Origin of the sequence: Pandoraea commovens, assembly GCF_024704525.1 — a bacterium.
Lineage (GTDB): Bacteria > Pseudomonadota > Gammaproteobacteria > Burkholderiales > Burkholderiaceae > Pandoraea > Pandoraea commovens.
On sequence record NZ_CP102780.1, the window covers coordinates 5,789,686 to 5,815,174 of the forward strand.

Sequence of the window (25,489 nt, forward strand, 5' to 3'; positions counted from 1 at the left end):
CTTACTTCGCCGCGCTCACCATATAGTCGACGGCAGCCTTGACGTCGTCGTCCGACGCGTTGGCTGCCCCGCCCTTCGGCGGCATGGCGTTCAGGCCCTTGAGCGCGGCGTTGTGCAGCGTCTCGATGCCGGTCGCGATACGCGGTGCCCATGCGGCCTTGTCGCCGAACTTCGGTGCGTTCATCACCCCGGCGGCATGGCACGCCATACACACGGTGTCATAGAGCTTCTTGCCTGCGTCGAGGTTGCTGCCTGCGCTGGCGGCGGCCGGGGCGGCCGTCTTGAGCGACGCCATCGCGGCGGCGGCCGCTGCGGCCGAACCCGCGTCGGCGCCCGAAGCGGCGGCCGGCGCCGCAGCCCCCGACGCTGCAGCGGCACCCGATGCAGGTGCCGCCGGCTCAGCGGGCTCCTGCAACTTGCCGCCCGACGCGTTCGCCATATAGACGATAGCGCGGCCGATTTCGTAATCCGTCACGTCGTCGGGGTTGGTACCCCCGCGCGCGGGCATGCCACCTTTACCGGCCAACGCGATCTTGAGCATGTCGTCGTAACCTGGCTTGATGCGCGGGGCCCAGTCTTCGGACGAGCCGACTTTCGGCGCACCTGCCACACCGGATGCGTGGCAGGCCGCGCAAACGGCCTTATAGAGTTGTTCGCCGGTTTGATAGACGCGCGGAGCGTTAGCGTCTTTGACCTCGACGTGCGCCACGGGCGCAATGCGCTCGGCAATGGCTTTTTCCGTCATGGCGGAACTACCGGCGCCGGTCAGGGCGTTGTTGCCCACGTAATTGACCAGCAAAACGATGATGACGATCGGGACGAGAAAACCGGCAATGACTGCGGCGATGAGCTGCTTGGGTGTTTTAATCAGGGACTCGTGCTCGTTATGTGCTTCACTCATGCGGGATCTCTCAATAGTTTTTGTGGAAACCGAGTGCATCACACTGGATAGTTCGCATCGGCCGCGGGCACCATCCAGTCAAAATAACGAACCATTGTAGCAACAAACCCTCAGCCGATGACGTGCCAAGGCAGTGCGCAGACGCCGCAAAAGTCCCGTATTTTCCCTAACTTACGCGAAAGCAAAAGCGGTGTTCCGCGTAGTTCGTGCGCAAAGTGTGGGCGTGTTGCATACACGTCAAATCCGCGCGGGATGGGCGTCCGACAGAGAATCGCCGCATTGTGAGGCGAGAGAATGCACGGGGCATGGACGTCACGCGGCAAAACCGCTATGCTTCTACCTCTTTGCCTGCCGGTACGCGCGTTCGCGCCTTCTCCCCCGGTGGTCAGCACAGCGCCCGTAGCTCAGGGGATAGAGTATCGGCCTCCGAAGCCGAGGGTCACTGGTTCGATTCCAGTCGGGCGCACCAATCTTTTCAGTGGGTTACGTCAACTCGCAGTAGAGTTACGAATCGTCCAACCCGAGGTTGTAACCCGCTTGTAACCCATTTCGATCAGCGCGCGGACAGAGAACCGGAGGCGTTCAGCGTTCGCGCCACTTCGTCCAATCGTGCCGCCTCGCTGAAGGCGATCGTGTCGGCAGCGAATCTTTGCTGGTACGGCCGCACTCCACCCTAGGCGATTCAAACTTGTGGTCAAACGAAGCATCTTTGTCCGTGACCGCTTTTCGGTAGGCTGCCAGGGCGTCAACATCCGACCAGCCGATGGTCAATCGCCAAACGGATCTCATCGATGAGCGCCGCCTGGATCAAGTCGAGCGAGTCACCTTTCGCAAGCTTGAGTTCTCGGGTGCCAAATGGCTCGACCAGCTCGACACCATCAAACGGCGTAACTCTGATAGAGATTCTCCAGATCGTCGCCTCATCCGCGATCTGAATGTCGACAGTGCAGCCGCGATACACGAAATTTATGGGGTGCATACCCGCGCGTTGAGTTTCAGGCCGCAAGGCCGAGCGCCTCGATGACGTTAGGCGAGATTGGGGCTACTTCACACCTATCCGGGCGAGAGCCTGCATGCGCATTAGGCCGCTCTTCGCAATACTGAAACCGAAGGCCTCGCCATCTTCCTGAGCGTCATCCACAGCTTCTTTGGTCGTGGGAGCTGGGATATAGAGCGGCGGGTAGACAGGCGTATCGTCAATGCCTATGACGTGCACCCCCCCTCTAAACCGGCCATCCGGTTGTTGCCGCGCGTCGGCCCAGAAGTGGCATCCGTGTGCCTCGAAATCAACGCTCTGAGGAAAGTCGGCAATGCTCCAGCGATTGAGCCCGTCATGCCCCTCCGAGCGTTGAATCATGTGGCGCTTACAGTCGTTGCATTCCCAACGAACGAAACTGCATTGGATGTTTGGCGGCACCCCGATTCCGCCACGGCTCAGTTGAGCGAGCGATGTGTGCGGAAGGGTATCAAACGGCTTTCCATGAAGGCTTTCGCACAGTGCGCAAGGTTCCATATCGGTCTCCTGTCGTTTCAGCGGATGATATGACAGCCCTCGCGAATTCATCATATCGCGGGCGAGAATCGGGGCTTGTAGGCACTGAACAGCTTGAATAGCGGGAACTACGGAGGTTAGAGACTACTTGCCCGTAGCTGCCGCGTCCTTGACGATGGCAAGAATCTCTTTTACCAAAGAAATAGACGGCAGGTCGTCCGCAGATGCATCTTTCGAATTAGCGCTTGCGTAGACAGCCCTAATCAAGACGATCATCATTACCGTGGGCGGGACGATGAACGCGCCGGCTAAAAGCGACGAGTGCCAATCAGCACCAAGTTGTCCAGGCGACGACTTCAGCAGTACAAATCCAGCAAAAACGATCGCGGAAATGTAAAGAACGACAGCCACGGTAATCGCGCAGGAAAAAATATTCTGCTGCAGTCCATGCCTATGTCGTTGCTCCGTCAAGCCGAGGGAGTCTTCACTGAGCACTTTGGGCGGCACGTAGCCAGCCGACAAATCTGCACCAATAGCAGAATCCGTCTTCTCGCTCGAAGCGGATAGAGCGTCACCAAAGGCATCCGCAAGCCCCTGGGAAGGGGCTTGCCCGTTGGGAATGCTACCGTCGGCGGAGGCCATCAAATGAGGCCGAGGTTTTGAAGGCGATAGCGCATCGCGACTTGCGACACATCGAAAGCGTTGGCCAATCGTTCCACGTCATCAACTCCACGTTCAACAACAACGTAACGCAGCACGTGCGCTGGCATTAGAAGATCCGCAGCAAATCGATTAGCGGCGGTTTCTTCCGGTGCATAAGCACCAGTTGAAAAATTGGAGACCGTATCGCGGAATCGAATGCGGTTTTCCGTCAGATGGCCCAAGGCGAAGTGCCCGATTTCGTGCGCGATAGTGAAACGCTGACGAACACGGGGTTCTGTCAAATCATATGCAATCACAACGTCGCCGTTCGGCTGCTTCTCGATGCAACCGCTGTAACCGCCTTCCTGACCAAACTGAGCCGTGACTTTCAAGCCCATCGCTAGCGCAATAGCTTCTGGTTTGATCGGTAGGTTTCCATCCCAATGCCTTTCGAGCAGGGTGGACGCGATAGTTGACATGTCGTTTCCTCCTCAAAAAGTAGCTGGTTGACAAACGCCGAGAGTTCGGCGCGGATTCTAGCACGATAACCTAAAAATATTTCCACACGGGTACAACAACTAATGTTGCTAGCGCTTCCGCAGACGGCCACACCGCCCTAGCCCGAGGCTTGACCGACGAACTGTACGTATACACAGTAGCATTGATTGGCAAACTTTGCCCAATAGTTGCGAATTTGCCTAACTTCACCGCCCGCGGACCTCCCCCTTGTCATGAGGCCGTCTGCCACCTTGATGGGAGCGGTACCACGAAGTCTTTGTCGTAAGGCAGAGAGACAAGGGATCAGCACGCCGGTGCCATTGGTGTGTTATTTCAACGCATTCAGACACTGCGACCAAAACGGCGGACCGCGCTCAGGTCAGTCTGAAGAAATGACTCTGAGTCGCCGCTGCACAGATCGCAGCAAGGACTTTGCATACCGATAAACAACGACATCTGGCTGGTGGCCGGGAACCATTTCCTGCCAATTATCCAGCTCACGGATGGCGACAATCCCCGTCGACTCAACTCTCATCAGCAGATATGGCTCGTCTTTGAATTCGTTCTTTTCAATCGCCGCAAAGGACAATACACCTACCAATCGCTGCATCCCTGGCTGCCCACTCCAAGCATGTTCAAAACGAACTCCCAGGCGGAGACCATGAACCGACACGTAATACGCGAAGTCGCCGATAAAATCCGCGCACGGCGACAGTCGCTTGATGCCGGCGCGCGCTAGAACATCGCTCTGCGCATCATTCATTCCCTTCAGTAGGCCAACGACATCTGATGCGAGGGAAGTGACTTTGTCGCCCTCCTCGGCATAGTAGGTAGCTTCGTCAAACTCACGATCCATTTCCGCCCCTTTTCAATAGCCCTTCCTCGCAACGACACAAGAGCGCCGCCGGTTTGAGGTAAGGAGATTTGGATTACGATGCCCCGAGAGGCGCCCATGTACTGAATAGCGCGAGCGCATCAGTGCTACCTACGAGTTCTCTCGCGCGCTCCAACTGTTTCGCGATCGTTTCACGAGATTCCGGGCTCAACGTTGAAAGTTGACGCTCAACCTCCGCGAAAAAAACTTGTACGCGCCTCGCCTCGTCCCAAGCACCGATTATGCCGAGCAACGCATTTCGACTGCATTCCGCAGCCTCTGCGGCCCGTTTGTTTGCGGCTTCTCTCTCCCAACGCGCCCAGTTTTCATCAAACTGCCGGCTTTCTTCCTCTTGCCGCCGATTGCCCTCTGCTACAAGCCTAGCGATTTCCGCCGAAGAGTCTTCGATTTCCTGAACAATGGCGGGAATTCGACCAAGGAGGCTCGCGCTTTTCTCCTCCCTCCAGTGCCTGCTCCAATTAGCAGTTTGGTACGGGCAATATGCGTGGATGCAGATCCTTCCCGTGGGATAGTCGATCGTAGTGACCCATTCCGAATGACGACTAAATTGTTTGATGTGTGTAGGATTTTCCCGCAACGCGTCGAGTCGAATGAAGGTGCCATTAACATACTTGGCCTCAGCGGCCTCCGTCATTTCCAAAATCGAGAGGCCAATGGCCAGCGTGCCAACATACACAACAGTACAACGGCGCGGAACCCACAGGTTCTCATAAAGTGGGTGGGGATGAGCAGTCTCTCGCAGATCGGTACCGACTCGTTCAAATGTGCGAGCGTCCGGTGCGATGGAAACGCGATGGCCGCGCCGCTCCATCTCTAGGAATAGCTTGTTCGCGACACTTAAAGCTGTGTCGAGTCCGGCCTCAGTCGCTGTGATATCAGGAAGGATCACTTTCGATGGCTTTAGATACCCCAGCGACCGAGACTTTCGCCCGATCAAAAATAGTTCTCGTGCGCCGTCAAGCAATGGGTGGCGCGACGATGAGCGAAGTCTGTTAGGCGGCGGCGCTGCATTGGTCTCGTCCACGCCAGTGGGATCCAACTCTGGCGAGCGAAAACCCAATGCGCCACGCGACCAAGATTGATGGTGGCCGGGCTGGGAGGTCGGCAGCGGAGGAATCTTTCCCACTGACTTTCCAGCCGAGACTTTCGCCCAATACCCACGCGGCGGCCTGGGAACATTGAGGTGCCGGCACACCCGTGCCATGTAGCTTGAAGAAACACCAAAGCGACTGGCCACCTCCATCATCGGCTTTGACCACACCAACTCGTATAGCTCGTCGCGAGATATTTCCTCGCCAGAATCGGTATCGGTCATAGTGGTTTGCTGCCATATATAAGAATTTGGACCATCAAATCCTTCTCCTATTGTCGAATCGACGCAAACGTTCGCACGGCAAACCGATTTATCCGAAGAGGTAGAACCTCTGAATGTGCTACCCAAGACCCGCTTACGCGATCTCAATTGAAGGTGCTCACGGTTTACGGCACTCTATCGGAATAAACTAGACAATACGGGGATTAGCAATGAAGTGTCCGCACTGCACTGTGTCAATTCATCCGTCGTTCACCAATGAGATGCTCAACCGTTTCGACCGGATCGGAAAAAGCGTATGGCAATGTGGGCACATGACTTGTCCCAACTGCAATGAAGCCATCATCACGCTTGAAGGGAGCGTCACGAAAAACACCTCTCGGTTCGTCCGCAGGTACATTGCATTTCCTCGTTCCGCAAGTGCTCGTCAACCGGCCCCTGTAGAGGTACCCGCGCATATCGCCGAGGACTACATGGAGGCATCCGCAATACTTTCCATAAGCCCCAAAGCGTCCGCCGCACTGAGTCGTAGATGTCTCCAATCTGTATTGCGGGAAAATGGGTACGGCCAGAAGGATTTAGCCCCCGCAATCCAAGCGGCGATCGACTCCAAGAGTCTGCCGTCTGCTCTCGCGGAAAACATTGATGCAATAAGAAACATCGGTAATTTTGCCGCTCATCCACTTAAGGACACCAACTCTGGTCAGATTCTGCCAGTGGAGCCACATGAGGCGGAATGGAATTTGGACGTACTGGAGGATCTCTTCGACTTTTACTATGTCCAACCAGCGCGAGCAAAGGAACGCCGCCAAGCTCTGAACGAGAAGCTTGCTCAAGTTGGGAAGCCGCCAATGAAGTAGCGATATCCACACCTGCGCGGCAGGTGGATGACGCAGCAGTTGGACTGTATTCGCTTCGTCGCACGGGCGCTAGAAAGCCATTATGCCCACGCCGACCACGATGACCTCCAGAAACTGGACCCCGTGGCGCGGGGTGGTAAAACACCACACCATACGCTACGGTGAGGCCACGAACTCATGCACACGCCGGCACGCCATCGAGAGCAATAGCGTTACCTGCAATACGAGGCACCCCTCCGCAGTTTCACGCGCGCGACTGCTTCCCCCGTGCTCAGCGCAACGCATAACTGCCCACCGCAGAAGCTATCGGAGGGCGGCGCTCACGCGGTGTTCGGCGCACCCAGCCGAATAACGTGCGGCGCCACTCCCAAACGCCTTCATAACCATCCTCGCAGATAGGCAGATGGTCAGCCCACCGCTTTTTTTCGGGATTCCCCGAACAAATCACAGAGATCCGCCGGTTACTTCCGCTTGGGTTTACACCCATTATTGGCAAATTTGTTCCCGCCGTTAGCTTCACCAGGCGGCCCGATCTTCTGTTGCCCCATGGCGGTCAGGCCGAAATCGTTCTGGTAGTTGCGCAAGATGCTGAGTAGGCTACCCGTGGGCGTCATTCCGGCGGCGTACTCCTGCAAGATCCGCCCATGCACAGCGCACATGTGACCGAGGGACGTAAGCGAGGCTTCGGTAAGCAACCCCACGTTCATGAGCAGCGGCACCACTCGATGCCACTCCTTTGCTGCGAACGCGTTCGGTAGCCAGTCCGGCGGCGCTGGATATTCTTGTACAAGCGGCAGATCCACACCGGGACCGCTGTCGTTCGCTCGTCTGCTGCCACTGAGCAGTTTTAGAGCACGGGGTTTTCCTGGGTTTGGCATAGTGTATTAATGGCGTTCGACCTAGATGGTCGGCAGGTTGAGTGAAGGGATCAAAAAGCCGAATTTCTGAAGCGGGCGCGCGAAAAAATGACTACGCGCCCGTGCCGGGAGGGAAACGACCTGAAGATTTTGTTACCCCCCCACCCTGATCAGGCTTGGTCTTCCGCGTAAATGCCGGCAGAGATCACCGCACCACCAACGAGCATTCGGCCATATCCAATCGGCACAGGGTTGCCCTGAGCCTGAGTGTTCACCGGGCCGTTGAAGTTGTAGTTCGCACCGTTGTCGGGGCCGTCCTTCACAGACAAACCGGCCTGCTGCGGCGAAAGCAATTGCGTTATGCCTCCGAGGAACATGGCGGCACCAAACATGGCCGCCGCTTGCGTTGCTCCACCGGCGGTGAACGTCCCGACCAGCCCGCCAGATGGGCCGAGGAACCAAGCCGCCGAGACAATGGCCGCGCCCAAAAGGACTTGGAACAAGCCGCCGCGCTTCGCCCCCAGCACCACCGGTGCAATGCGAATGTCATCAGCGCCAGGCGGCATATCGAGTTCGTCGCAGCTCAGGTGACGCTTGCCCACCAGCACCGCATATCCGATGCCTCGTGCACGGCTGCCGGCAAGATCCTCATAAAACCCCTTGCACTGGCTTGCGAGCGCTCGGAATGCCTCGCTGGGACTGCTGATCGCGAACCGGTGCACGCGCCCGTATTTCGCTCCCAAGGTGCCATACAGCCGCACCGTTCTGATTTTCTCTGTCATGATTACTTTGCTCCAAGGTTGTCCGCTGAAAAACCTACCGTCTCCTCGACGGTGCTGGCCAACCACTTCAACGCCGGGCTGTGTCCGCCACGATCGTATTCGCGATATGTGTGATGCCCGCCGGATCGGTGAGCGTGATATGCGCGCTTACGGGGCCCGTGGTGACGACGTGAAAACCGAGGTGATGCCCAGCCCTCAACTTATCGTCAAGCGCCGCCCTGCCGTCATCTGGCAGCCCCTGCACCCACATGGCCAGGAATTCGGCCACGTCGATCTTCGTTTGGACGAACACGTCCGCCATTGCCCTCATCGATTTCCTCCGCTTGCCTCGCGAGCCTCGATCAGCGCCGCCCACTCGCGGTAATGCACCAAGTCGAGCCAGACCGTGTAGTCGGGCTGACGAAGCGCCGCCGCTATGAATTGCTCAATCCGCTCCTCGTCTGTCTCCATGTCGTGCGCACATCGATCGATCAGCACGATCAACTCCGCCCGCCATGCACGGATCAAGGAATCCGATGCCGGTGGCATGTAGGCCGTAAATGGGCCGTCTTCTATCGGGTGTCTGCCGCCCGCCTGTGGCAGTGCTCGCTGCTTTGCCATCGCTCCTATCCTTTGCCTAGCGCCCACATCGCGCGAAAGAGTCTCGTGCATGGAATGGGCCAGTGCATATGCTGCGGGGGTGCATTTCGTGCGGGGGTGATTCACCCTTATGAGAGGGGGTGATTCCCCTCCTCCGCACACCATCGCACTTTCCCGCGCAGTGAAACGTTACTGAAACGGTCAGCGTCCGTTACGAGTTTCCCGCCATTGGCGGAAGTCTCGAATCCAACCTGGGGTCGAGGTTTCCACCAACGGCGCACACGTTCATCGGTCCCGCGAAAGTCACGTGTGACACGTAGCCGCATCCAAACGCTCACTCGCGAGTTCCGATTTCCGGAACGGTTCCGGTTTTCGGAACAGGCCCGAATTCGGATCGGTACCGGTTCGCGCAAATTTGACCGCGACCATGTTTGCCCCCTCTTTTGCAGTGCTCCAACACACCTGAAAGCAGTGCTTTTCTGCGCATAGGTATGGCAGTTATATAAAGGTGTTCAGTTTCTGAACAGGGAGACAACAGCCCAAAAATCACCCAAAAAACGCCCTCAAACCCTTTATCCATGCGGCTTTCCACCGAATTCCGCCCCTGTTCAGTTTCTGAAGCGATAGAGGGCCTCAGTGTTCAGAAACTGAAGCGATAAATCGCCTTTTCGCTTCAGATTCTGAAGCGTTACGCTTCAATTTCTGAACAGGGGATTTTATTTTTGACGTCACCTTATTCCCGCCCTCCTCGCGCAGCCTCTCAACGGCTGTCGCGAGTGCTTGCTCGGCCTCCTTCACAGAACCAAATAGCCGGTAGTCGTGAGTCGCAGGCGCGGCCAGCACGCCGACTGCCGGCTGCTCAAACACCGGCTGATCCACGAATCGGTAGAGCGTGCACACGCGCGTTCCCATCTTTAACCCGCCCTCTCGGGTGACAGCGATGAATCCCAGCGTGCGAAGCTCAAATAGAGCTTTTGCCAACGTTGCGGACGATGCCCAGCCACGGTGCTTGAGGTCGGACAGGGCGGCGCTCAGATTGCCGTTGTTGGTCCCGGTGAGCGCCGCCCGCATGTCGAGGTACAGCTTGACAGCGGACGGCCCCAGCACCCGCCACGCGGGGCTATTGATCAGAGTGAGATACACGCGAATGTGTCTCCCGTTCGGATCGCTAAGCGAGCGTTGCCGCTTCATTCGCCTCCCTTAGGGGGCGCGCTGCCCGACTTCCCCACCCGGCCAGAGTTGCTCAACCTTCGACGCCTAATGCCGTCGGCGTTGTAAGCCTTCACAAACGAGCCACAGGGCCAGTACTCCCGCAGCCAGAATGTGAAGGGCACGATCGCCCACTCGGTCTCGCTGGGGCGAGAGAGCCGCTCTACGGCCCTCCGCGCCTCATCTATCGACACCGGCGGGAAGTACGCCATCCCGCCCGGTGCGACGACGATGAAACCGCGCGGGTCGAGGGCGTTGCGACCGGCGCACTCACGCATGGCGGGCCTCCTCGAACCACTCAGCCTCGCTCGTGAAGCGCTCTGAGTACGTCATTGCCAGTTCGCGCCCGATCTCTGCGAGCGACTGAGCATCAATCACGGGCTTGCCCATGCCTGCGCCCACGGCAATTGCATCGAACAAGGCGACGACGTGAAGCAACGCTGAGGCCGCCGCGCGGAGTTCGGATTCGGCTCGCGCCATTGCGTCAGGTTTATGCGCCATGCCGAGCCTCCGTGATCCACTCGACTTCGGATTCCGCGCGCTCGCTATACGTGCAGGTGATCTCGAATCCGATATCAGCAAGGCTGCCGGCAGCGACCGGCGTGCCTGCGTCGATCGCAGTGCCAATAGCAGTGAACATTGCTTCAGCCTGGCGGAGTGCGCGAGCTGCGGCGCGCAGTTCACGCTCGGCCCGCTCCAGTGCTTCGGTCGGGTTACGCATCGCACAACTCCGTTTTACAGTTTTGGAAAGCAATGTCCGACATGTCGACTTCGCCGCGGAGCGGTTCGAGATCCTTGTCTTTCGCGATTACTTGGGTCGTGATGACATGGCCAGAGTGGTCTTCACTGGGAAGGAGCGCGGGCTGGCCGAGCAACACCACCGCCCAATGACCATCGGGCCGCATCGACTTCACGAACACGAGGCTGCCGATGAGCAGCGGATTCCACGAGCGCTTGATGAATGCCATATCACCGGGGCGGCAACGGAGCTTATCCATGACGCACCTCCACGGACTTTTCCGCAATTGCAGGAAAAGCGTGTTCCCCCATTGGGGGAGCACCGGCCAGCGAAAGCATGGCGTCGCCGAGGATGTCGAGAGCATCCCGGTCGGAATGAGCCAGTGCAGCGGCGCGCAATGCTGCGCGGATGATTTCGATGGGGGATTGCGATTGCCCGGTGTGGGCGATCGGATGCAGGCGCATGACGCGACCTCCTGTGTTTGCGTTGGAGGCCCGCCGTCCGACGCCAATCGGGGTGGGCGGGCACATGACAGGGTTGGCGTACCGGAACACAGGGACCGGCAGGGCCGAAACCCTCCCCGCCAAGGCCCGCCCATTGAACTGGGCGCGCGAAGGCTCTACGGACGAAAAAATAGCCGCGACTGCGGCGGCTTGTCCGCCTGTGTTATTCGAGACGCCAATCTCGTTCGCCGTTGTTTCGGCGACGGCCCGAGCATACAGCCGGCGGTTTACGAGCGTCAAGAGGGCTTTCATTACGAGAGCGCCGCCAGTTCGACGGCGAGCTTGGCCAGCCCCTTGGGCGTCACCCTCACCTGCGTGGAAACTACTTCGGAGCCGTCATTGCGCGGCACCACCGATACCCGGTGCTCCAGCAGCCCACGCACGATCGCGGCTTGATAGCCGACCCACGATGCCCCTCGGCGGTAGATCCACTGATTGCAGGAGAGCCATCCGAACAACTTTCGTGGCGGCACCTTCAGATTCTTGGCCGCGTCCGTGATGCACAGCGCACCGTCAGCGCATTCCAAGCGATCGAGCGCCTGTGCCTTGGGTTCCAGCACGATCACCTGGTGCTGGAGTTGCAGCGACAGGCGGGCGTGGGTCTCCAACAGCCCCAGCAGCACGCCGGGGTTAGTGAGATCCGGCGCGCTCGTGCCCGTCGCGATGGAGCGGTAGTGCAGGAATGCGGCGACAATCCGTTTCTGCCCCTCACGCGAGCGCCGCCCGCCAACGAACGGCGTCGCCACCAGAGCGGCGCGCTCGTTCAGTTCGATCATCTGGCGGCGCTCCCCCTTCGCGTCACGATATTCAACGTCCTTGAAATCAAGGGCGTTGATCGTGCCATCCCGAATCAAGTCGCGAAGTGTGGCCATCACGTTGTCATGGCGACGGCCGAACTCGTCGGCAATAGTGCGGCTATCTACGACCAGCGCACCGTCAGGGCGACGCACAACGATTTCGCTCGACGCGCGTGCAGCGGTTACGATAAGATCGGCAGCGGAATTGATGCAGTTGAGGTGGGCGCCCTGGCCGGCGCCCATTTTCTTTTGTGTCATCACTGGCCCCCGTTCAGCAGTTGCTCAACGGCATTCGTCGGCCATGCGAGGAAGCGATTCGGCAGTTTCACCGGGCGCACGCCGTGATAACTGCCGGTTTCCATGTAGCGCTTGCGAATGCTCTGCGGGCGCAGGTGCAGCGCGCTGGCGAGTTGCTCCGTCGTGAGGAACGGGCAACTCACTGAAGTTGCCGCCGCCTGGTGAACCGTCATAGTCACTGACTCCCAAATTTTGCGAATCACCGTTGATCCGCTTGGGTGCCAGTTTCGTGCTCGTGAGAGTTTTAGTAAAAACGGTTTGACGGAATAAACGCGTTATTCCGAAAAAGGGTCGAACGAGTCAGGGTCATCGAGCACTGCTCGTGCCTTGGCAAGCATGACCTTCCGCACGGCTGCCTCAATCTCTGCGTTACCCCACCTTGACCCGATCATAGCTAGCTCTAGCTCCCCGGCGTCCACTCTCTCCCAAGCCACAGCCTCCTTCGCCTTGTGTAGCTGCCTCACAGTACTCACCGAGACGTCGTATTTGGATGCGATTCGCTGCAGTCCTGCCGCTCGTACCCGTTGGACGACACTACGAATCTCGCCTTCCTCCTGCTGCCGCTCGTCGGCGAATCCCGCGATGTTAATGAGAATCCACTCCGTAGCCCGATAGAGTCCTAAAAGCGCCGTCTCAATTTCTCGAGCGTGCCTCGGGAGGAGTTGCGCGTTGCGTTTTCCACGCCGCAGCGCGACGGCAGTGCGGCCGGTCAAATAGTCCGCAAGAAACCGGCGGACCATCACGGGAATCTCTCGATCCGACTCCAGCAATCCCGCTAGGTCTTCCGGATACCCTTCGCTCCGGAAATCGATCAATGCCCAAGTCCACTCTGCGTCGAAATCACTATCGCTCATCACGTTCCTTTTGCGTATTACATCGTTTCATGCACGCTCGCCGCGCTACGCGACATAAACCACCACCAAAGCCGAGGCGGTGGGCGGCGGCGCTCACACGAGACACCTGCATTCACTTCACCGCTTGTAGCGGCCGCTTGTCGGCGACGCCCGCGTCGAACTCAATGTCTGCCTGTTCCAGCATCCACGCCTCCACCTTGTCATGCCACATGCGGAGCAAGTCGAGCGGACGCCGGCGGTAGTGCTTTTCGGCCAGTGCGCTGGGCTTGTGCCCTTGGATCTGAGCAACCACGCCCACCGGCACCTCGCACCATTCCGATAACGTCCCGAAGGAGCGACGCAGACCATGCAGGGAAACGTGGGGCAGGCCAGCTACCGCCAAAGCCTTCGTATGGGCAATTCTCGGCTCTGTCAGCTTCCCGTCGGCTGCCAACGGGCTGGAGAACACCCATTCGTTCCGACGTGGCAGCGCCGCCAGCAGGCTCGACAGATAAGGAGTGAGCGGGATCGTCCGGCCAGCCTCCTCGACCTTGTCCGACAATTGCAGGCTGCGCCACTGAAAATCAACGTCAGCCCAGCGAAGCGCCGCCAGCTCCTCGCGGCGCGCGCCGGTGATAAGCAATCCCTGAAGGTAGGCGGAGATGACCCGATTGGATATGGATCTGACGGCGTTGAACCACTGCACCAACTGCTCACGCTGCAAGCAATCATGCTCCTTGGCGCGCTGCTTCGGGACGGCGCTCATCACCGAGTCATCGCGGCAGCAGTCGGGGTTCGCAATACCAGCGTACCGCGACGATTTAGCGCACCAATTGATGAAAGTACGGAATTTTCGGAAGGCGTTCACCGCGACCGTCTCACGGGCGGCGCGCTCCTTGCGGACCCACTCCCGGACCACTGCGGCGTCAATCGAAGCCAGCGGCAAGGCCAGTAGCGGCGTCAATGGCCCCGCCGTCGTGAGTCCCTTTCCTCGCTTCTTCGCCTGCCCGCCAAGTGCGGCAGCATTTTCATGATCGAGCCTATGGCGATCGCTCCATTGCTCGTGAGGCTCGGCCATATAGGTATTCCAAGCATCGCGGGCTATGAGTGTGCCGCGCTCCTCGATCTGGCGGCGCTGCTCAAGCTCCCGCTTTCTCGCCTCCAGGGTCTCAGCCTTGTCCACGCGCGGATCGACGCCCGCCGTTACCAGCCTCTGCAATCGCCGCGCCTCGTCCTGCGCCTGCTCGATGGTGACGCTTCGATGATCCCCCAAGGTGAGCCTTAGGGTGCGGCCGTGGAGCTTTCCCTGAAAGACATAGGTCTTAGCGCCGCCCGCCGTAGCCCGCAGGCCCAAGCCTGGTGCCCGGGAGTCCCAGAGAAATGACTGCACCTTGTCGGAGGGGCAATCATGCCGTTCCACGCGCGCCGCCGTAAAGTTGATTTTGGCCACCATCCGCCCCAGTCGGAAACCGGGTTACAAAGCACTTGTAACCCATTTGTAACCCGATTCTGAGCGAATCGATCAACTCAAGTCAACTCACAGCCATCTTAAAATCCACAACAAAACCTTTTATTTCAGTAGCTTGCGTGATTTTCATAAGAGTCGATCAACGCCGATAAACACCCACTTGTTCGGCCTCCGAAGCCGAGGGTCACTGGTTCGATTCCAGTCGGGCGCACCAATCTGCCGTTTGCCTCCCCCGTTGGACGCCCCCCCGCTCTACCCGCCCTCCCTCTCGACTCAAAACACCACCAGCCGGTCCACCAGTTGCGCCATCCGTGAATTCGACGCCGACCACGATTCCACCGTCGACGACCGTCCGTCGAAATACACCGTATTGATCACTGAGCCGTCCTGACTCAGCGTCAGCGTCGCGTAGGCGAGGTACTCGCTCGGTGAGTTGCCCCACAAGGAATTACGCCATGCACGGCGCACGGTGTAGTTGAGCACGACGCAGCCCGTCGGCCAGGTGCCCGGACTGTAGATCGTGCTGATGATCCCGTAGGCCCGCAAACGCCCCTGAATCGCAGGCAGCAAATCGGAAATGCCGTCCGGGGCCAGTTCGATGCACATGTTGCGCGAAAGCAGCTCGGGGGCCGCCGGTTGCGTGGGCGGCGAGACGGACGGCAACTGGTCCGAGAGCACCACCCCCGTCGATACGACGCTCGCCGCGACCTGCGCCGCGAGGATCGGCGCGGGCGTGGTGAAAAGACAACCGTTAAGCGTCGCGCTGGCCGTCGCCGCCAGCGCCAGCACCCTCGCGAGGCGCTTCATCAGAACGGTGAAACGCCAAGGAGAATCGTCTGCAACCAGCCGCCGTTGCTGCCATCGGCGACCTGGCCGTCGTCCACGCGCGCCACCTTGGCCTGCCCGACCTTGCTCGACGCCACCACATTGGCGGGCGAGATATCGAACTTGTTGACCACGCCGGTGAAGCGGAACGTTTCCATATTGCGTCCCTGCATGACCTGCTTTTCTCCGCCGACCACGTATGCGCCATTGGGCAGCACCTCCACGATCGCCACCGCGATCGTGCCGGTCATCGCGGAACTCGACGTATTCGTGCCGTTGCCCTTGAAGCTGCTCGCCTGCTGGCCGATGTTGAACCAGCGCTCCAGCACCGAATCGGCGCCGTCCGCCTTGGCGCTCTTGGCCGTCATGCTGGCGTTGCGCGACGTGTCGCTCTGCGATTTGCTGGTGCCCGTAGAGTTCTCCGAGACGGCAATCGTCAGCAGGTCGCCAATGCGGTGCGCCACCGGCGTTTCGAACCAGTTCGTCGCGGTGGTGGACTGGTAGATGGAACCGCCGGTCTGGACGTTCGCGACGCGCGGCATCGGCATGACCGCCATCGGCGTTGCCGTGACCTGCGGCCCCACACAACCGCTGAGCGCGACACTTGCGCTCGCGATCATCGCCAGCCAGGCCAGCGTACGGGTCAGAACGCGCGTTGCCGCGCTCGGTAGCATCGACAGTTTCGACATGGTGAGGCGCCCCCGCGCCGGTCCCGGATGCCGTATCCGGATGTCTTTCGAAAGTGGTGAACGGTTGGGCAGCGGCACGGCCCCCGCCAGACGAAGGCAGCACGGCGGCCAGCTTCGTGATGGATAGTAAGAACCGCGCGTGCAGCCACTGCGCACAAATAGAGGAAAATTTGTGGAGGCACGACGCGCGGCGTCCCGAAGCTGAGAGAATGGCGCGCCGACCACGGGAGGGCCGCACTCGCTTGCCCGGTCGTCACGCGGTCGACACGGTCGCCAATAAGGCAGCAGTCAGCTTCAGCCGCTAACTTCGTCAGAACACCCAAGCGCATGAACTCAGGCATCACCCGCAAGCTGTTCCTCGCGATCTTCGCGACGGGTCTGGTCACCATGGCGGCCACGACGGCCGTCGTGCGTGCCGCTATGGGCGGGCACAGCTGGTTGCGCGGCGACAACCTGATGTATCTGGCGATCCTCGGCGTCGCCCTGCTCGGCGCTGTCGCGCTGCGGCTCGCCCAACGTCTGCTCGTGCCCGTCACACCGCTGCTCGAAGCCACGCACCGCATGGCGATGGGCGACTACAGCGTGCGTGCGCCCACCGCCGGGGCGGATGAACTCGCGCGGCTCGCCGTCGATCTGAACCGTCTGGCCGACACGCTGGCCCAGAACGACCGCCTGCGCCGCAACCTGCTCGCCGACATCTCCCATGAACTGCGCACGCCGCTGTCGATCCTGCGCGGCGAAATCGAAGCGATGGAAGACGGGGTGCGCCCGCTCACGCAGGACGCGCTCGCCTCGCTGCGTGTCGAGATCTCCCTGCTCTCCAAGCTGATCGACGACCTGTACGAACTGTCGCTCTCCGATGTGGGCGCGCTGACCTACGAGTTCGCGCAGGTGGACATGACCGAGCGCGTCGCGACATCGGTCGCCGCCTTCGGCGACTGGTTCGAAGCCAAGGGCATTGCGCTGAACGTCCACCTCCCGGACGACACGCTCACGGTCGACGGCGACCTGCACCGTCTGACGCAACTCATCGGCAACCTGTTTGAGAATTCGTTGCGCTATACCGACGGCGGCGGCGCAGTGCGCGTCTATCTGTCGGCGACCGAGACACAATTGCGTCTGGAGATCGAAGACTCCGCGCCCGGCGTGCCGGACGACGCCCTGCCCCGCCTGTTCGAGCGTCTGTTCCGGGTGGAAGCGTCGCGCAGTCGGCGCAGCGGCGGTGCGGGCCTCGGACTCGCGCTTTGCAAACATATTGTCGAAGCGCACGGCGGTCAGATCGCCGCGCGACACTCGCCGCTGGGCGGTCTGGCGCTGGCGATCACCCTGCCGCGTCAGAACCCGGCCGCCACCGGCGCTTCGACATCGACGGCCTGCGCGTTGAGCGCGGCCGCCAGCTGTTTTGGCACCCAAGCCCTGACGACCCTGAGTTGAGCCTGCCCTTTATGCACACGCACTCGTCGACATCCCTGCAAAGCGCATCAAGCCTTTCCTCCCTCACGTCCACGCCGCCAGCGCATTCGGCAGTCGTCTCGACGCCCGTCGGCATGGCGCTCTCGGACGCCGCGCCGATTCTGATCGTCGAAGACGAACCGAAACTCGCCGCGCTGCTCGCCGAGTATCTGCGCGTGGCGGGCATGCCGTGTCGCATCCTGACGGACGGACGCGACGTGCTGCCAGCTGTACGCGTGACGCAGCCGCGTCTGGTGCTTCTCGATCTGATGCTGCCGGGCATGGATGGCCTCGAAGTCTGCCGCGCCGTGCGCGAGATTTCCGAAGTACCTATCGTGATGCTGACCGCACGCGCGGCGGAAACCGACCGCCTGCTCGGACTCGAACTCGGTGCCGACGACTACATCTGCAAGCCCTTCAGTCCGCGTGAAGTGGTCGCGCGCGTCAAGGCGATCCTGCGACGCGTGCGTGGCGGCGCGATGGCCAGCACCGGCACCGCAATGCCCACGCCCGCCGCCCCGCCGATGCCCGCGCTCGTGATTGACGCGGTGCGTCATCACGCGAAGCTCGACGGGCACGAACTGCCGCTCACGCCGGTCGAGCTGCGACTGCTCGCCACACTCGCGAGCCATCCCGACAAGACGTTCCCGCGCGCGCATCTGCTCGACCGGATGTACGACGATCACCGCGTGGTCGCCGACCGCACGGTGGACAGCCATATCAAGAATCTGCGTCGCAAGTTGCAGGCGATCCGGCCGGACGAAGAGATCGTGCGCTCGATCTACGGCGTGGGTTATCGGCTGGAGTTGCGCACGGACGTGCCCGCAGTGCCAAGCACTCCGTCGGTGCCGACAGTGCGACCGGGCGTCGCGGCTATCGACAACCCGGCCGGGGCGGTGCCAGAATAGGCGCACCCGCTGCCCAAGCGGGATTCATTGAGGAGAATGTCGATGCCACGCCGCACCGCCACGCTGTCCCCGATGTTCCTGAGCGCCGCTTCCCCTGCCACACACCGTGCGTCGACAATCGTTGGCACTGCCGAGTTTGACGGCGCACCGTCGTCCGCCCAATCGTTCCACCGCCTGCTGAAGATCACTGCCGCATCCCTGTTGCTCGGCGCGAGCGGCTTTGCCTTTGCGCAAACGCCGGTATGCTTCGATAGCGTCGGCCGCGCGCTACCGCCGGAGCAGTGCTCGCAAGCCGCCCGCAATCAGGCCGCGGCACAGGAGGCATCTTCCGCCGCTGCCGCGCCGACCAAACGCGACTACTGCAAGTCGCTCGCCGACAAGATCGCCAATACACCGGACAAGCCGGTGTACACCCGCGATCAACGCGTCGATTCGCCCGCAGGCAATCGCGTCGACATTCCTACACGCACAAACCCGCGCAAAGCGCTCAAAGAGCAATACATGCGCGAGTGTACGTAGGCGGACGCCTACAAGTTAGCGAAAGATGGCAACACGTTAGCGGAACTTATCGCGTGATTTTCTTGACAATACCGACAGAGACCGCATAATCGACGTCACGCCGATGCATTGATTTCCGCCCTCGCGACACCGCAAAACACGCCGCGAAACGGACATCACGCTACGCTCTCTGGCCGGTCAATTGTCACCATCGGCATCCGTCGGATGCCAAACGATCGTCCTCATCACCCGCTTCAATGCTGCGGGGCCCCGTGCCGAAAGGTGCGTCCCCATCGGCCTGACGTTTAATCCACATCCACGCCGCTACGCTTTGCGCACGGCACACGCTTTCCGGAGGGAGAAAAATGCAAAAACGCGAATTCCTGATGAAAACTTCCGTCGCTGTCGCCGCTGCCGCCTTTGCGCTTGCAGGCTGCACGACAACCACGCCATCGCAATCCGATAAGAGCGACAGTTCGCCCGCTGCGAACGCCAGCAAGCGTCAGACGATCGACGCCTCGGTGAATGGCGCGCTCGACAAGATGTACGCCTCGGTGAAGGGCTCGCGCGAACTGGTGAACAAGGCGCGCGGTGTGCTCGTCTTCCCGTCGGTGCTGCAAGCGGGCTTCGTGGTCGGTGGAGAATACGGCGAAGGCGCGCTGCGCGTAGGCGGCAAGACGCAGGGTTACTACAACACGGTGACGGCGTCGTTCGGTCTTCAGATCGGTGCGCAATCGAAGGCCGTCATCTTCCTGTTCATGACGCAGGACGCCCTCGACAAATTCCAGCGCACGGACGGCTGGACGGCCGGTGCCGACGCCTCGGTCGCCGTCGTGAAGATCGGCGCGAACGGTGCAGTCGACCTGAACACCGCGACCTCGCCGGTGGAAGTGATCGTGATGACCAACGCCGGTCTTATGGCCAACCTGAACATCGAAGGCACGAAGGTCACCAAGCTGAAGATCTGACGCCCGGCTGTCGTCAGCGTCTCCAAAGGAAAAGCGGCGTCACTTGCAAAAGTGACGCCGCTTTGTTTTTGAGTCGGACGAGAAGATTACTCGTTAGAGAACGCCGCCGGACGCCACTTCAACAGCCGTTTCTCCAGCGACGTCAGCAACCAGTCCGCGCCCAGCGCAACCACGGCCAGCACGATCATCGCGGCGAACACACCGCTGGCGTTAAATGCACCCTGTGCAGTCGAGATCAGCAGACCGATGCCTTGCTTCGACCCGAGGAATTCGCCGACGACCGCACCCACGAGGGCGAAGCCGAAGCTCACGTGCAAGCTCGCGAGAATCCACGACAGCGCCGACGGAATCACCACCGACATCGTTACCTGACGGCGCGACGCACCGAGAATCTGTGCATTCGCAATCATGTAGCGGTCGGCCTCACGTACGCCTTGGAACGCGTTCGCGAACACGACGAAGAACACCATCACCACGGCGAGCGCCACCTTCGACGCCATCCCCAGACCGAACGCGATCACGAAGATCGAGCCGAGCACCACACGCGGAATCGAGTTGGCGATCTGGATGTAGAGACTGAACACATCCGAGAGCAGCTTGTTGCGACCGAGCACGATGCCGCAGATCACACCCGCCACACCGCCGATCAGAAAGCCCAGCACGGTCTCTTCGAGCGTGACGAGTACCTGCGTCCACAGCGGCCCTTGCGACGTACCTTCCACGCACCAGTCGTAAATCTGCTGAACGATCAGCGTCGGCTGCGAGAAGAAGAACGGATCGATCCAGCCGATGCGCGCCGCCACTTCCCAGCCGCCCAGCCCGACCACCAGAATCGCCACGCGCAGAAACACCACCAGCGCGCGACGTTGTTTGATACGGCGTTGCGCGATAGCTTCTTCGCGTGCCAGATCGGCGTCGCCGAGTCCGGCGGGCATCGCCGCCTGCATAACTTGTTCACTCATGTTCATATCCTCCGTGCGGTCCGTGCCACTTAACCGATCTTCACTTCTTCACGCAGATCCGCCCAGATCTCGCGCGAGATGTCGATGAAGCGCTGTTCGTAGCGGATCTCGGACATCACGCGCGGACGCGGCAGATCGATCGTGTACGTGTTCTTCAACGTCGCCGGGCGCGCCGTGAGCACGAACACCCGGTCGGCCAGCGCAATCGCTTCTTCGAGATCGTGCGTGACGAACACCACCGAGCCCGACGTCGACGACCACAGTTGCAGTAGCTCGTCCTGCATGAGCGTGCGCGTTTGCATGTCGAGCGCGGAGAACGGTTCGTCCATCAACAGGATTTCGGGGTTGTTGATGAACGTCTGCGCGAGCGCCACACGCTTGCGCATCCCGCCCGAGAGCTGGTGCGGATAGTGACCACCAAACTTGTCGAGCCCGACGCGCTTGATCCATTCGTCAGCCAGCGCATAAGCAGCTTCCTTCGACTGACCGCGAAACAGCGGCCCGGCGGCAACGTTATCGCGCACGCTGCGCCACGGGAAAACCGCGTCGTTCTGGAAGACGAAGCCGATGCGCGGATCGATGCCGTTGACCGGCTGACCCATCACGCGCACGCTGCCAGCGGTCGGACGCAGCAGGCCGGTAATCATCGACAGCGTGGTCGACTTGCCGCAGCCGGTCGGGCCGACGATGGCGACGAATTCGCCACGCGCCACCGACATGCTGAAGTTGCGCAGCGCGATGGTGGCTTTGCCGTCCGGCGAGATGAAGCGGCACGACACATTGTCGAACTCGATGGCGGGCGTGTCGCGTGACACGGCGCTTGCCGCGCGCGCCGGTGCCGTGGGGGTAATGGTCTGGGTCATGCCCGGCTCCTGAATGACGTCGGAACGGTGTTAAGCACTGATATTGCGTTTGCTAGGGCTGAACCGGTCCGCACACCGGACATGGGTCGGGTGCGGGCGGCCTGGCGTTTTACGGGTAAGGGCTGCGCGTCGTGGGGACCGCGCGCCGGTACTACAGGGTCAACCGATGCAAGTCGGTGCAGCGAGTCGTTTCAAACCGGCTTACTTGGCCTGATCGACGAACTCGTTGGTGTACGTCTTCGACAGATCGATGTGCTTGCCCTTGACGTTCGGGTTGAACGCGGAGAGCACCTTCAGCACGGTCTCCGGACCGTCCTTCGGCATGCGGCCGTCCGGCGAGTACATCGGCAGCGAATTCTGCAAGGCCTGCACGTACAGCGCCTTGTTGTTGCCGTAGTAGTCCTTCGGCATCTTCTCGGTGATCTCGGCCGCCGAGTGCGTGTTGATGAACTTGAGCGTCTTCACGAAGGCGCGGGCGAGCTTCTGAGCTTCCGGCTTGTGCTTGTCGAGCCACGCGCGCTGCACGTACAGGCTCGATGCCGGGTAAGCGCCGCCCAGCGCAGCGACGGTGCCTTCCATCGTGCGCATGTCGACGAGCACGGCCGCGTCGCCGGTCTTGATCAGTTGCGACGCGGTCGGCTCGGTGGTCATGCCGGCGTCGATGCGGTTTTGCTTGATGGCCGCGATGAACGTGTTGTCCGCGCCCACCGGCAGCACCGAGTACTGCGCCGACGTCAGACCGTGCTTGGCGGCCAGATACTGCGTAAGGAAGTTCGTCGACGAACCCAGGCCGGTCACGCCGAGGGTTTTACCCTTCACGTCGGCCATGCTCTTGATGGTGTCTTTGCTCTTGGCGTTGACCAGTTCCACTTCGCCCGGCACCTGCCCGAACACGACAATCGACTGGATCTCCTTGCCCTTGCTCTGCAAATCGATCGAGTGATCGTAGAAGCCGACCACGGCCTGCACGGCGCCGGCAAGCAATTCGTTTTCGGCGTCGACACCGGCCGGCTGCGACAGCAGCTCGACGTTCAGCCCTTCGTCCTTGAAATAACCAAGCTGCTCGGCAAGCTTGGCCGGGAGGTAGATCATCTTCGTGATGCCGCCGACCATGATCGTGATCTTGCCGCTATCGGCAGCGAAACCCGGTGCGGCGCTCAGCGCCAGCGACACGCCGAAAACGGCGGCCAGAACGGGTTTCACGAAGGCTTTCGGCGCACGCACGCCAAGGCTTGCTCGCATTGTGGTGTCTCCATCGTTTTTAGGGATAATGGCCCGAACCGATTGCGGTGCCGGCCGGCCCGTCGTGATATCTCTGTCACTGGGCCCGGGCAGCGGTCCTCTGATGCGTATCCTCTGCCTTGGAGCAAATTGTAGAAAACCGAAGCTTTCATCAAGCTTTCGCCCCCTGCAGGTTTTCGCCCAATGCTCATGGGTGTTTACCCGCTGTTGGCGCGCCCACGTTCCACGGGCACACTCGCCGTCGCATTCTGCATTCGCCGTCATGAAACTGCTGCTGATCGAAGATAACGAGACTCTGGCCCACTGGCTCGCCCGCATGCTGCGCGACGACAACTTCACTGTCGACGCCGCACGCGATGGCGACGCCGCCGACCGTCTGCTGCAAACGGAAACGTACGACGTGGTGCTGCTCGATCTGATGCTGCCCAAGCTCGGCGGCAAGCACGTCTTGCGGCGGCTGCGCGAGCGGCGCAACAACGTACCCGTCATCATCCTGACGGCCAGCGGCTCGGTCGACGAAAAGGTCGATTGCCTCGGAGCCGGGGCCGACGACTATCTCGTCAAGCCGTTCGAAGTGCGCGAACTGATCGCTCGCGTGAAGGCGCTGGCGCGTCGCCACGCCCCCGAGCAAAGCGCCGATCTCGTGTGCGCCGATCTGAGCTATCACGCAGGCACGCGGCAATTCACGATTGCCGGTGCACCGCTTGCGTTGCCGTCGCGCGAGCACGCCGTGCTCGAAATCCTTATGCGCAAGCAGGGCAAGACCGTGGCGAAGAGCGCGCTGGTCGACGGCGTGTTCGGACTGGACGACGAACCCAGCGCCGACGCCATCGAGATCTACATCCACCGGCTTCGCAAGAAGCTCGAAACGAGCCGGGCGGCCATCATGACCCTGCGCGGTCTCGGCTATCTGCTGCGCGAGAAAGATGCTTAGTCTGCGCGTCCGGCTGCTGATGTGGCTGATGCTGCCGCTCTCGCTCTACATCGTGGCGACTGGCTGGCAGGCTTATCGCAGCGCACACGACACCGCCGAACTCGTGCAGGACCGGGCATTGCTCACCTCGGCGCAGGTCATTGCGGGCGAGCTGACTTGGGTGGACGGGGCGCTGCGTGCAACGGTCCCGCCTTCAGCACTGGAGTTATTCGCGTCGCCCGCGCGCGACCGGGTGTTCTATCAGGTGATCACCGAAGACGGAAAGCTGCTCGCCGGACCGCCCGACTTTCCGCATCCACCGCTGTTTCCGCAGACAGTGCCCACTTATTCGAACGTCACAGTGAACGGCGAGCCGCTGCGCGCGATCAACTTCGTGCGTACGATGTACGACTCCGGCCAGCCGCATCGCGTGGCCATCGTGGTCGCTGAGACGATGCATGCACGTGACGAGATGCTCGCGCAGTTGTGGAAGCCTTCGCTGCACCGACAGATCGCCATGGCCGCTTTAGCCGCCGTGCTGGTACTCATCGGATTGACGGTCGAGTTGCATCCGCTCATCCGGCTCAAGGACGAAGTGGCCGGACGCTCACCGCAGGAACTGGTGCCGATTCGCGCCGGACAACTGCAAACAGAACTGAGACCCATCGTCGACGCCATCAACCTGTGTATTCAGCGGCTCTCGGCACAGGCGCAACAACAGCGTCGCTTTGTCGCCGATGCTGCCCACCAGTTGCGTACGCCGCTCACGCTGCTCGACACGCAGTTGCAGTTCGCCGCGCAGCTCGACGACCGCGCCGCGTTGGCCGATGTGCTGGCCGCCATGCAGACGAGCAGTCGCGGCCTCGCCGATCTGACGAACAAGCTGTTACTGCTCTCGCAGGCCGAGGCGGCGGACACGCCGGCGTTCTCACGTTCGCGGGTGGATCTGGTGACGGTGGCCGCCGGGGTGCTGGAAGAACTGGTCGGGCTGGCGCAGCGACGCAACATCGATCTCGGGCTGGAGACGTTGGATGCGCACGTGTGGGTATCGGGTAATGGCGAGCTGTTTCATGCGATGGTCATGAATCTTGTCGACAATGCGATCCGCTATATCCACGAGGGTGGACGTGTGACCGTCGCGATCGACTGTCCGGACAGCACCGCCCGCCTGCGCGTCATCGACGATGGACCCGGCATCCAGGCCGAGGCACGTCAGCGCGTATTCGAACGTTTCTACCGTAACGCGCCGCCGGGTCAGCCCGGCACGGGTCTGGGGCTGGCCATCGTGAAGGAAATCGTGGCGGCCAGCCATGGCACGGTGACGCTGTCGCCGGGCGCGCAGGGTATCGGACTGATCGTCAGCGTGACGCTCCCCTTAGATTCGGAGACCGAAAGCAACGTCTCATAGGGAACGCCACCCGAGGCGGTTCACCGATGGGGCGCGTGGTATACCCGCGCCCTCAGCTGAAAGAAAATAACAATCGTATGAAATAACATCGTAAATT

At 60.8% G+C, this 25,489-nt stretch carries 32 protein-coding genes and 1 tRNA gene; 9 read left to right on the plus strand and 24 right to left on the minus strand.

Annotated elements, in window-relative coordinates; genetic code table 11:
* Position 1: 1 nt before the first annotated feature.
* On the minus strand, positions 2-901 hold the full coding sequence (locus NTU39_RS26000) for a c-type cytochrome (protein WP_150663642.1): 900 nt from the start codon (positions 899-901) through the stop codon (positions 2-4).
* A gap of 393 nt (positions 902-1,294) precedes the next feature.
* Between NTU39_RS26000 and NTU39_RS26005 the strand changes: the two genes are divergently transcribed.
* Both NTU39_RS26005 and NTU39_RS26010 read left to right on the plus strand, forming a co-directional pair.
* Positions 1,295-1,370: transfer RNA gene (locus tag NTU39_RS26005), tRNA-Arg, on the plus strand.
* A gap of 294 nt (positions 1,371-1,664) precedes the next feature.
* Positions 1,665-1,925 (plus strand): hypothetical protein, encoded by a 261-nt coding sequence (locus NTU39_RS26010; RefSeq protein ID WP_257958870.1) that lies wholly within the window; start codon positions 1,665-1,667, stop codon positions 1,923-1,925.
* 18 nt (positions 1,926-1,943) lie between these two features.
* Here NTU39_RS26010 and NTU39_RS26015 read toward each other — a convergent pair whose 3' ends face one another.
* The 5 genes from NTU39_RS26015 to NTU39_RS26035 form a co-directional block, all read right to left on the minus strand.
* Entirely contained in the window at positions 1,944-2,414 is a 471-nt protein-coding gene (locus NTU39_RS26015; RefSeq protein ID WP_257958871.1) for a hypothetical protein, read from the minus strand.
* Between the two features lie 123 nt (positions 2,415-2,537).
* A complete protein-coding gene (locus tag NTU39_RS26020; RefSeq protein ID WP_257958872.1) occupies positions 2,538-3,035 on the minus strand; it encodes a hypothetical protein in 498 nt (165 codons plus the stop codon).
* A complete protein-coding gene (locus NTU39_RS26025; protein ID WP_257958873.1) occupies positions 3,035-3,514 on the minus strand; it encodes an ImmA/IrrE family metallo-endopeptidase in 480 nt (159 codons plus the stop codon). Before NTU39_RS26025 ends, NTU39_RS26020 begins: the two co-directional genes overlap by 1 nt.
* A gap of 398 nt (positions 3,515-3,912) precedes the next feature.
* Positions 3,913-4,389 carry a hypothetical protein gene (locus NTU39_RS26030; protein ID WP_257958874.1) on the minus strand — a complete coding sequence of 159 codons (477 nt, stop codon included), beginning with the start codon at positions 4,387-4,389 and terminating at the stop codon, positions 3,913-3,915.
* A gap of 73 nt (positions 4,390-4,462) precedes the next feature.
* Positions 4,463-5,743 (minus strand): RWP-RK domain-containing protein, encoded by a 1,281-nt coding sequence (locus tag NTU39_RS26035; RefSeq protein ID WP_257958875.1) that lies wholly within the window; start codon positions 5,741-5,743, stop codon positions 4,463-4,465.
* Between the two features lie 230 nt (positions 5,744-5,973).
* Here NTU39_RS26035 and NTU39_RS26040 point away from each other — a divergent pair, with 230 nt between their 5' ends.
* Positions 5,974-6,600 carry a DUF4145 domain-containing protein gene (locus tag NTU39_RS26040; protein ID WP_257958876.1) on the plus strand — a complete coding sequence of 209 codons (627 nt, stop codon included), beginning with the start codon at positions 5,974-5,976 and terminating at the stop codon, positions 6,598-6,600.
* A gap of 461 nt (positions 6,601-7,061) precedes the next feature.
* Here NTU39_RS26040 and NTU39_RS26045 read toward each other — a convergent pair whose 3' ends face one another.
* The 15 genes from NTU39_RS26045 to NTU39_RS26115 form a co-directional block, all read right to left on the minus strand.
* Positions 7,062-7,403 (minus strand): hypothetical protein, encoded by a 342-nt coding sequence (locus tag NTU39_RS26045; protein ID WP_257958878.1) that lies wholly within the window; start codon positions 7,401-7,403, stop codon positions 7,062-7,064.
* 224 nt (positions 7,404-7,627) lie between these two features.
* Positions 7,628-8,239 (minus strand): tail assembly protein, encoded by a 612-nt coding sequence (locus tag NTU39_RS26050; protein WP_257958879.1) that lies wholly within the window; start codon positions 8,237-8,239, stop codon positions 7,628-7,630.
* 67 nt (positions 8,240-8,306) lie between these two features.
* Positions 8,307-8,540 (minus strand): hypothetical protein, encoded by a 234-nt coding sequence (locus NTU39_RS26055; protein WP_257958880.1) that lies wholly within the window; start codon positions 8,538-8,540, stop codon positions 8,307-8,309.
* 5 nt (positions 8,541-8,545) lie between these two features.
* Positions 8,546-8,839, minus strand: coding sequence for a hypothetical protein (locus tag NTU39_RS26060; RefSeq protein ID WP_257958881.1), 294 nt, complete (start codon positions 8,837-8,839; stop codon positions 8,546-8,548).
* A gap of 612 nt (positions 8,840-9,451) precedes the next feature.
* Positions 9,452-9,961 carry a hypothetical protein gene (locus tag NTU39_RS26065; RefSeq protein ID WP_257958882.1) on the minus strand — a complete coding sequence of 170 codons (510 nt, stop codon included), beginning with the start codon at positions 9,959-9,961 and terminating at the stop codon, positions 9,452-9,454.
* Between the two features lie 336 nt (positions 9,962-10,297).
* A complete protein-coding gene (locus NTU39_RS26070; protein WP_257958883.1) occupies positions 10,298-10,528 on the minus strand; it encodes a hypothetical protein in 231 nt (76 codons plus the stop codon).
* Positions 10,518-10,748 carry a hypothetical protein gene (locus NTU39_RS26075; RefSeq protein WP_257958884.1) on the minus strand — a complete coding sequence of 77 codons (231 nt, stop codon included), beginning with the start codon at positions 10,746-10,748 and terminating at the stop codon, positions 10,518-10,520. Before NTU39_RS26075 ends, NTU39_RS26070 begins: the two co-directional genes overlap by 11 nt.
* The gene (locus NTU39_RS26080; protein WP_257958885.1) at positions 10,741-11,025 is read right to left on the minus strand and encodes a hypothetical protein; all 285 of its coding nucleotides are present in this window, start codon (positions 11,023-11,025) and stop codon (positions 10,741-10,743) included. The genes NTU39_RS26075 and NTU39_RS26080 overlap by 8 nt, the downstream gene beginning before the upstream one ends.
* On the minus strand, positions 11,018-11,230 hold the full coding sequence (locus NTU39_RS26085; protein ID WP_257958886.1) for a hypothetical protein: 213 nt from the start codon (positions 11,228-11,230) through the stop codon (positions 11,018-11,020). Before NTU39_RS26085 ends, NTU39_RS26080 begins: the two co-directional genes overlap by 8 nt.
* A 290-nt stretch (positions 11,231-11,520) precedes the next feature.
* A complete protein-coding gene (locus NTU39_RS26090; RefSeq protein WP_257958887.1) occupies positions 11,521-12,309 on the minus strand; it encodes a phage antirepressor KilAC domain-containing protein in 789 nt (262 codons plus the stop codon).
* Between the two features lie 14 nt (positions 12,310-12,323).
* The gene (locus NTU39_RS26095) at positions 12,324-12,536 is read right to left on the minus strand and encodes a DNA-binding protein (protein ID WP_257958888.1); all 213 of its coding nucleotides are present in this window, start codon (positions 12,534-12,536) and stop codon (positions 12,324-12,326) included.
* Between the two features lie 102 nt (positions 12,537-12,638).
* Positions 12,639-13,217 carry a hypothetical protein gene (locus tag NTU39_RS26100; RefSeq protein WP_257958889.1) on the minus strand — a complete coding sequence of 193 codons (579 nt, stop codon included), beginning with the start codon at positions 13,215-13,217 and terminating at the stop codon, positions 12,639-12,641.
* 112 nt (positions 13,218-13,329) lie between these two features.
* Complete coding sequence (locus tag NTU39_RS26105) at positions 13,330-14,646, minus strand: tyrosine-type recombinase/integrase (RefSeq protein WP_257960141.1); 1,317 nt, start codon at positions 14,644-14,646, stop codon at positions 13,330-13,332.
* A 291-nt stretch (positions 14,647-14,937) separates the two neighbouring features.
* Entirely contained in the window at positions 14,938-15,471 is a 534-nt protein-coding gene (locus tag NTU39_RS26110) for a hypothetical protein (protein WP_150663643.1), read from the minus strand.
* Positions 15,471-16,178, minus strand: a complete 708-nt coding sequence (locus NTU39_RS26115) for a flagellar basal body L-ring protein FlgH (protein ID WP_257958890.1) — start codon at positions 16,176-16,178, stop codon at positions 15,471-15,473. Before NTU39_RS26115 ends, NTU39_RS26110 begins: the two co-directional genes overlap by 1 nt.
* 327 nt (positions 16,179-16,505) lie before the next feature.
* On the opposite strand from NTU39_RS26115, the gene NTU39_RS26120 reads away from it, so the two are divergent.
* From NTU39_RS26120 to NTU39_RS26135, 4 genes are all read left to right on the plus strand, one after another.
* Positions 16,506-17,612, plus strand: a complete 1,107-nt coding sequence (locus NTU39_RS26120; protein WP_150663645.1) for an ATP-binding protein — start codon at positions 16,506-16,508, stop codon at positions 17,610-17,612.
* Between the two features lie 113 nt (positions 17,613-17,725).
* Positions 17,726-18,538, plus strand: a complete 813-nt coding sequence (locus NTU39_RS26125; protein ID WP_150664168.1) for a response regulator — start codon at positions 17,726-17,728, stop codon at positions 18,536-18,538.
* Between the two features lie 42 nt (positions 18,539-18,580).
* Entirely contained in the window at positions 18,581-19,057 is a 477-nt protein-coding gene (locus NTU39_RS26130; protein ID WP_150663646.1) for a hypothetical protein, read from the plus strand.
* A gap of 344 nt (positions 19,058-19,401) precedes the next feature.
* Positions 19,402-20,004: a BPSL1445 family SYLF domain-containing lipoprotein gene (locus NTU39_RS26135; protein WP_150663647.1), complete on the plus strand. Its 603-nt coding sequence runs from the start codon at positions 19,402-19,404 to the stop codon at positions 20,002-20,004.
* Between the two features lie 86 nt (positions 20,005-20,090).
* Here the strand turns inward: NTU39_RS26135 and NTU39_RS26140 are convergent, their stop codons facing one another.
* The 3 genes from NTU39_RS26140 to NTU39_RS26150 form a co-directional block, all read right to left on the minus strand.
* The gene (locus NTU39_RS26140; RefSeq protein WP_052252378.1) at positions 20,091-20,972 is read right to left on the minus strand and encodes an ABC transporter permease; all 882 of its coding nucleotides are present in this window, start codon (positions 20,970-20,972) and stop codon (positions 20,091-20,093) included.
* A 23-nt stretch (positions 20,973-20,995) separates the two neighbouring features.
* Positions 20,996-21,829, minus strand: a complete 834-nt coding sequence (locus NTU39_RS26145) for an ABC transporter ATP-binding protein (protein WP_150663648.1) — start codon at positions 21,827-21,829, stop codon at positions 20,996-20,998.
* Between the two features lie 201 nt (positions 21,830-22,030).
* Positions 22,031-23,071, minus strand: coding sequence for an ABC transporter substrate-binding protein (locus tag NTU39_RS26150; RefSeq protein ID WP_373275341.1), 1,041 nt, complete (start codon positions 23,069-23,071; stop codon positions 22,031-22,033).
* A gap of 262 nt (positions 23,072-23,333) precedes the next feature.
* Between NTU39_RS26150 and NTU39_RS26155 the strand changes: the two genes are divergently transcribed.
* Together NTU39_RS26155 and NTU39_RS26160 are read left to right on the plus strand one after the other, a co-directional pair.
* Complete coding sequence (locus NTU39_RS26155; protein WP_046290162.1) at positions 23,334-24,005, plus strand: response regulator transcription factor; 672 nt, start codon at positions 23,334-23,336, stop codon at positions 24,003-24,005.
* Positions 23,998-25,392: a sensor histidine kinase gene (locus NTU39_RS26160; RefSeq protein WP_246184497.1), complete on the plus strand. Its 1,395-nt coding sequence runs from the start codon at positions 23,998-24,000 to the stop codon at positions 25,390-25,392. Before NTU39_RS26155 ends, NTU39_RS26160 begins: the two co-directional genes overlap by 8 nt.
* Positions 25,393-25,489 lie beyond the last annotated feature (97 nt).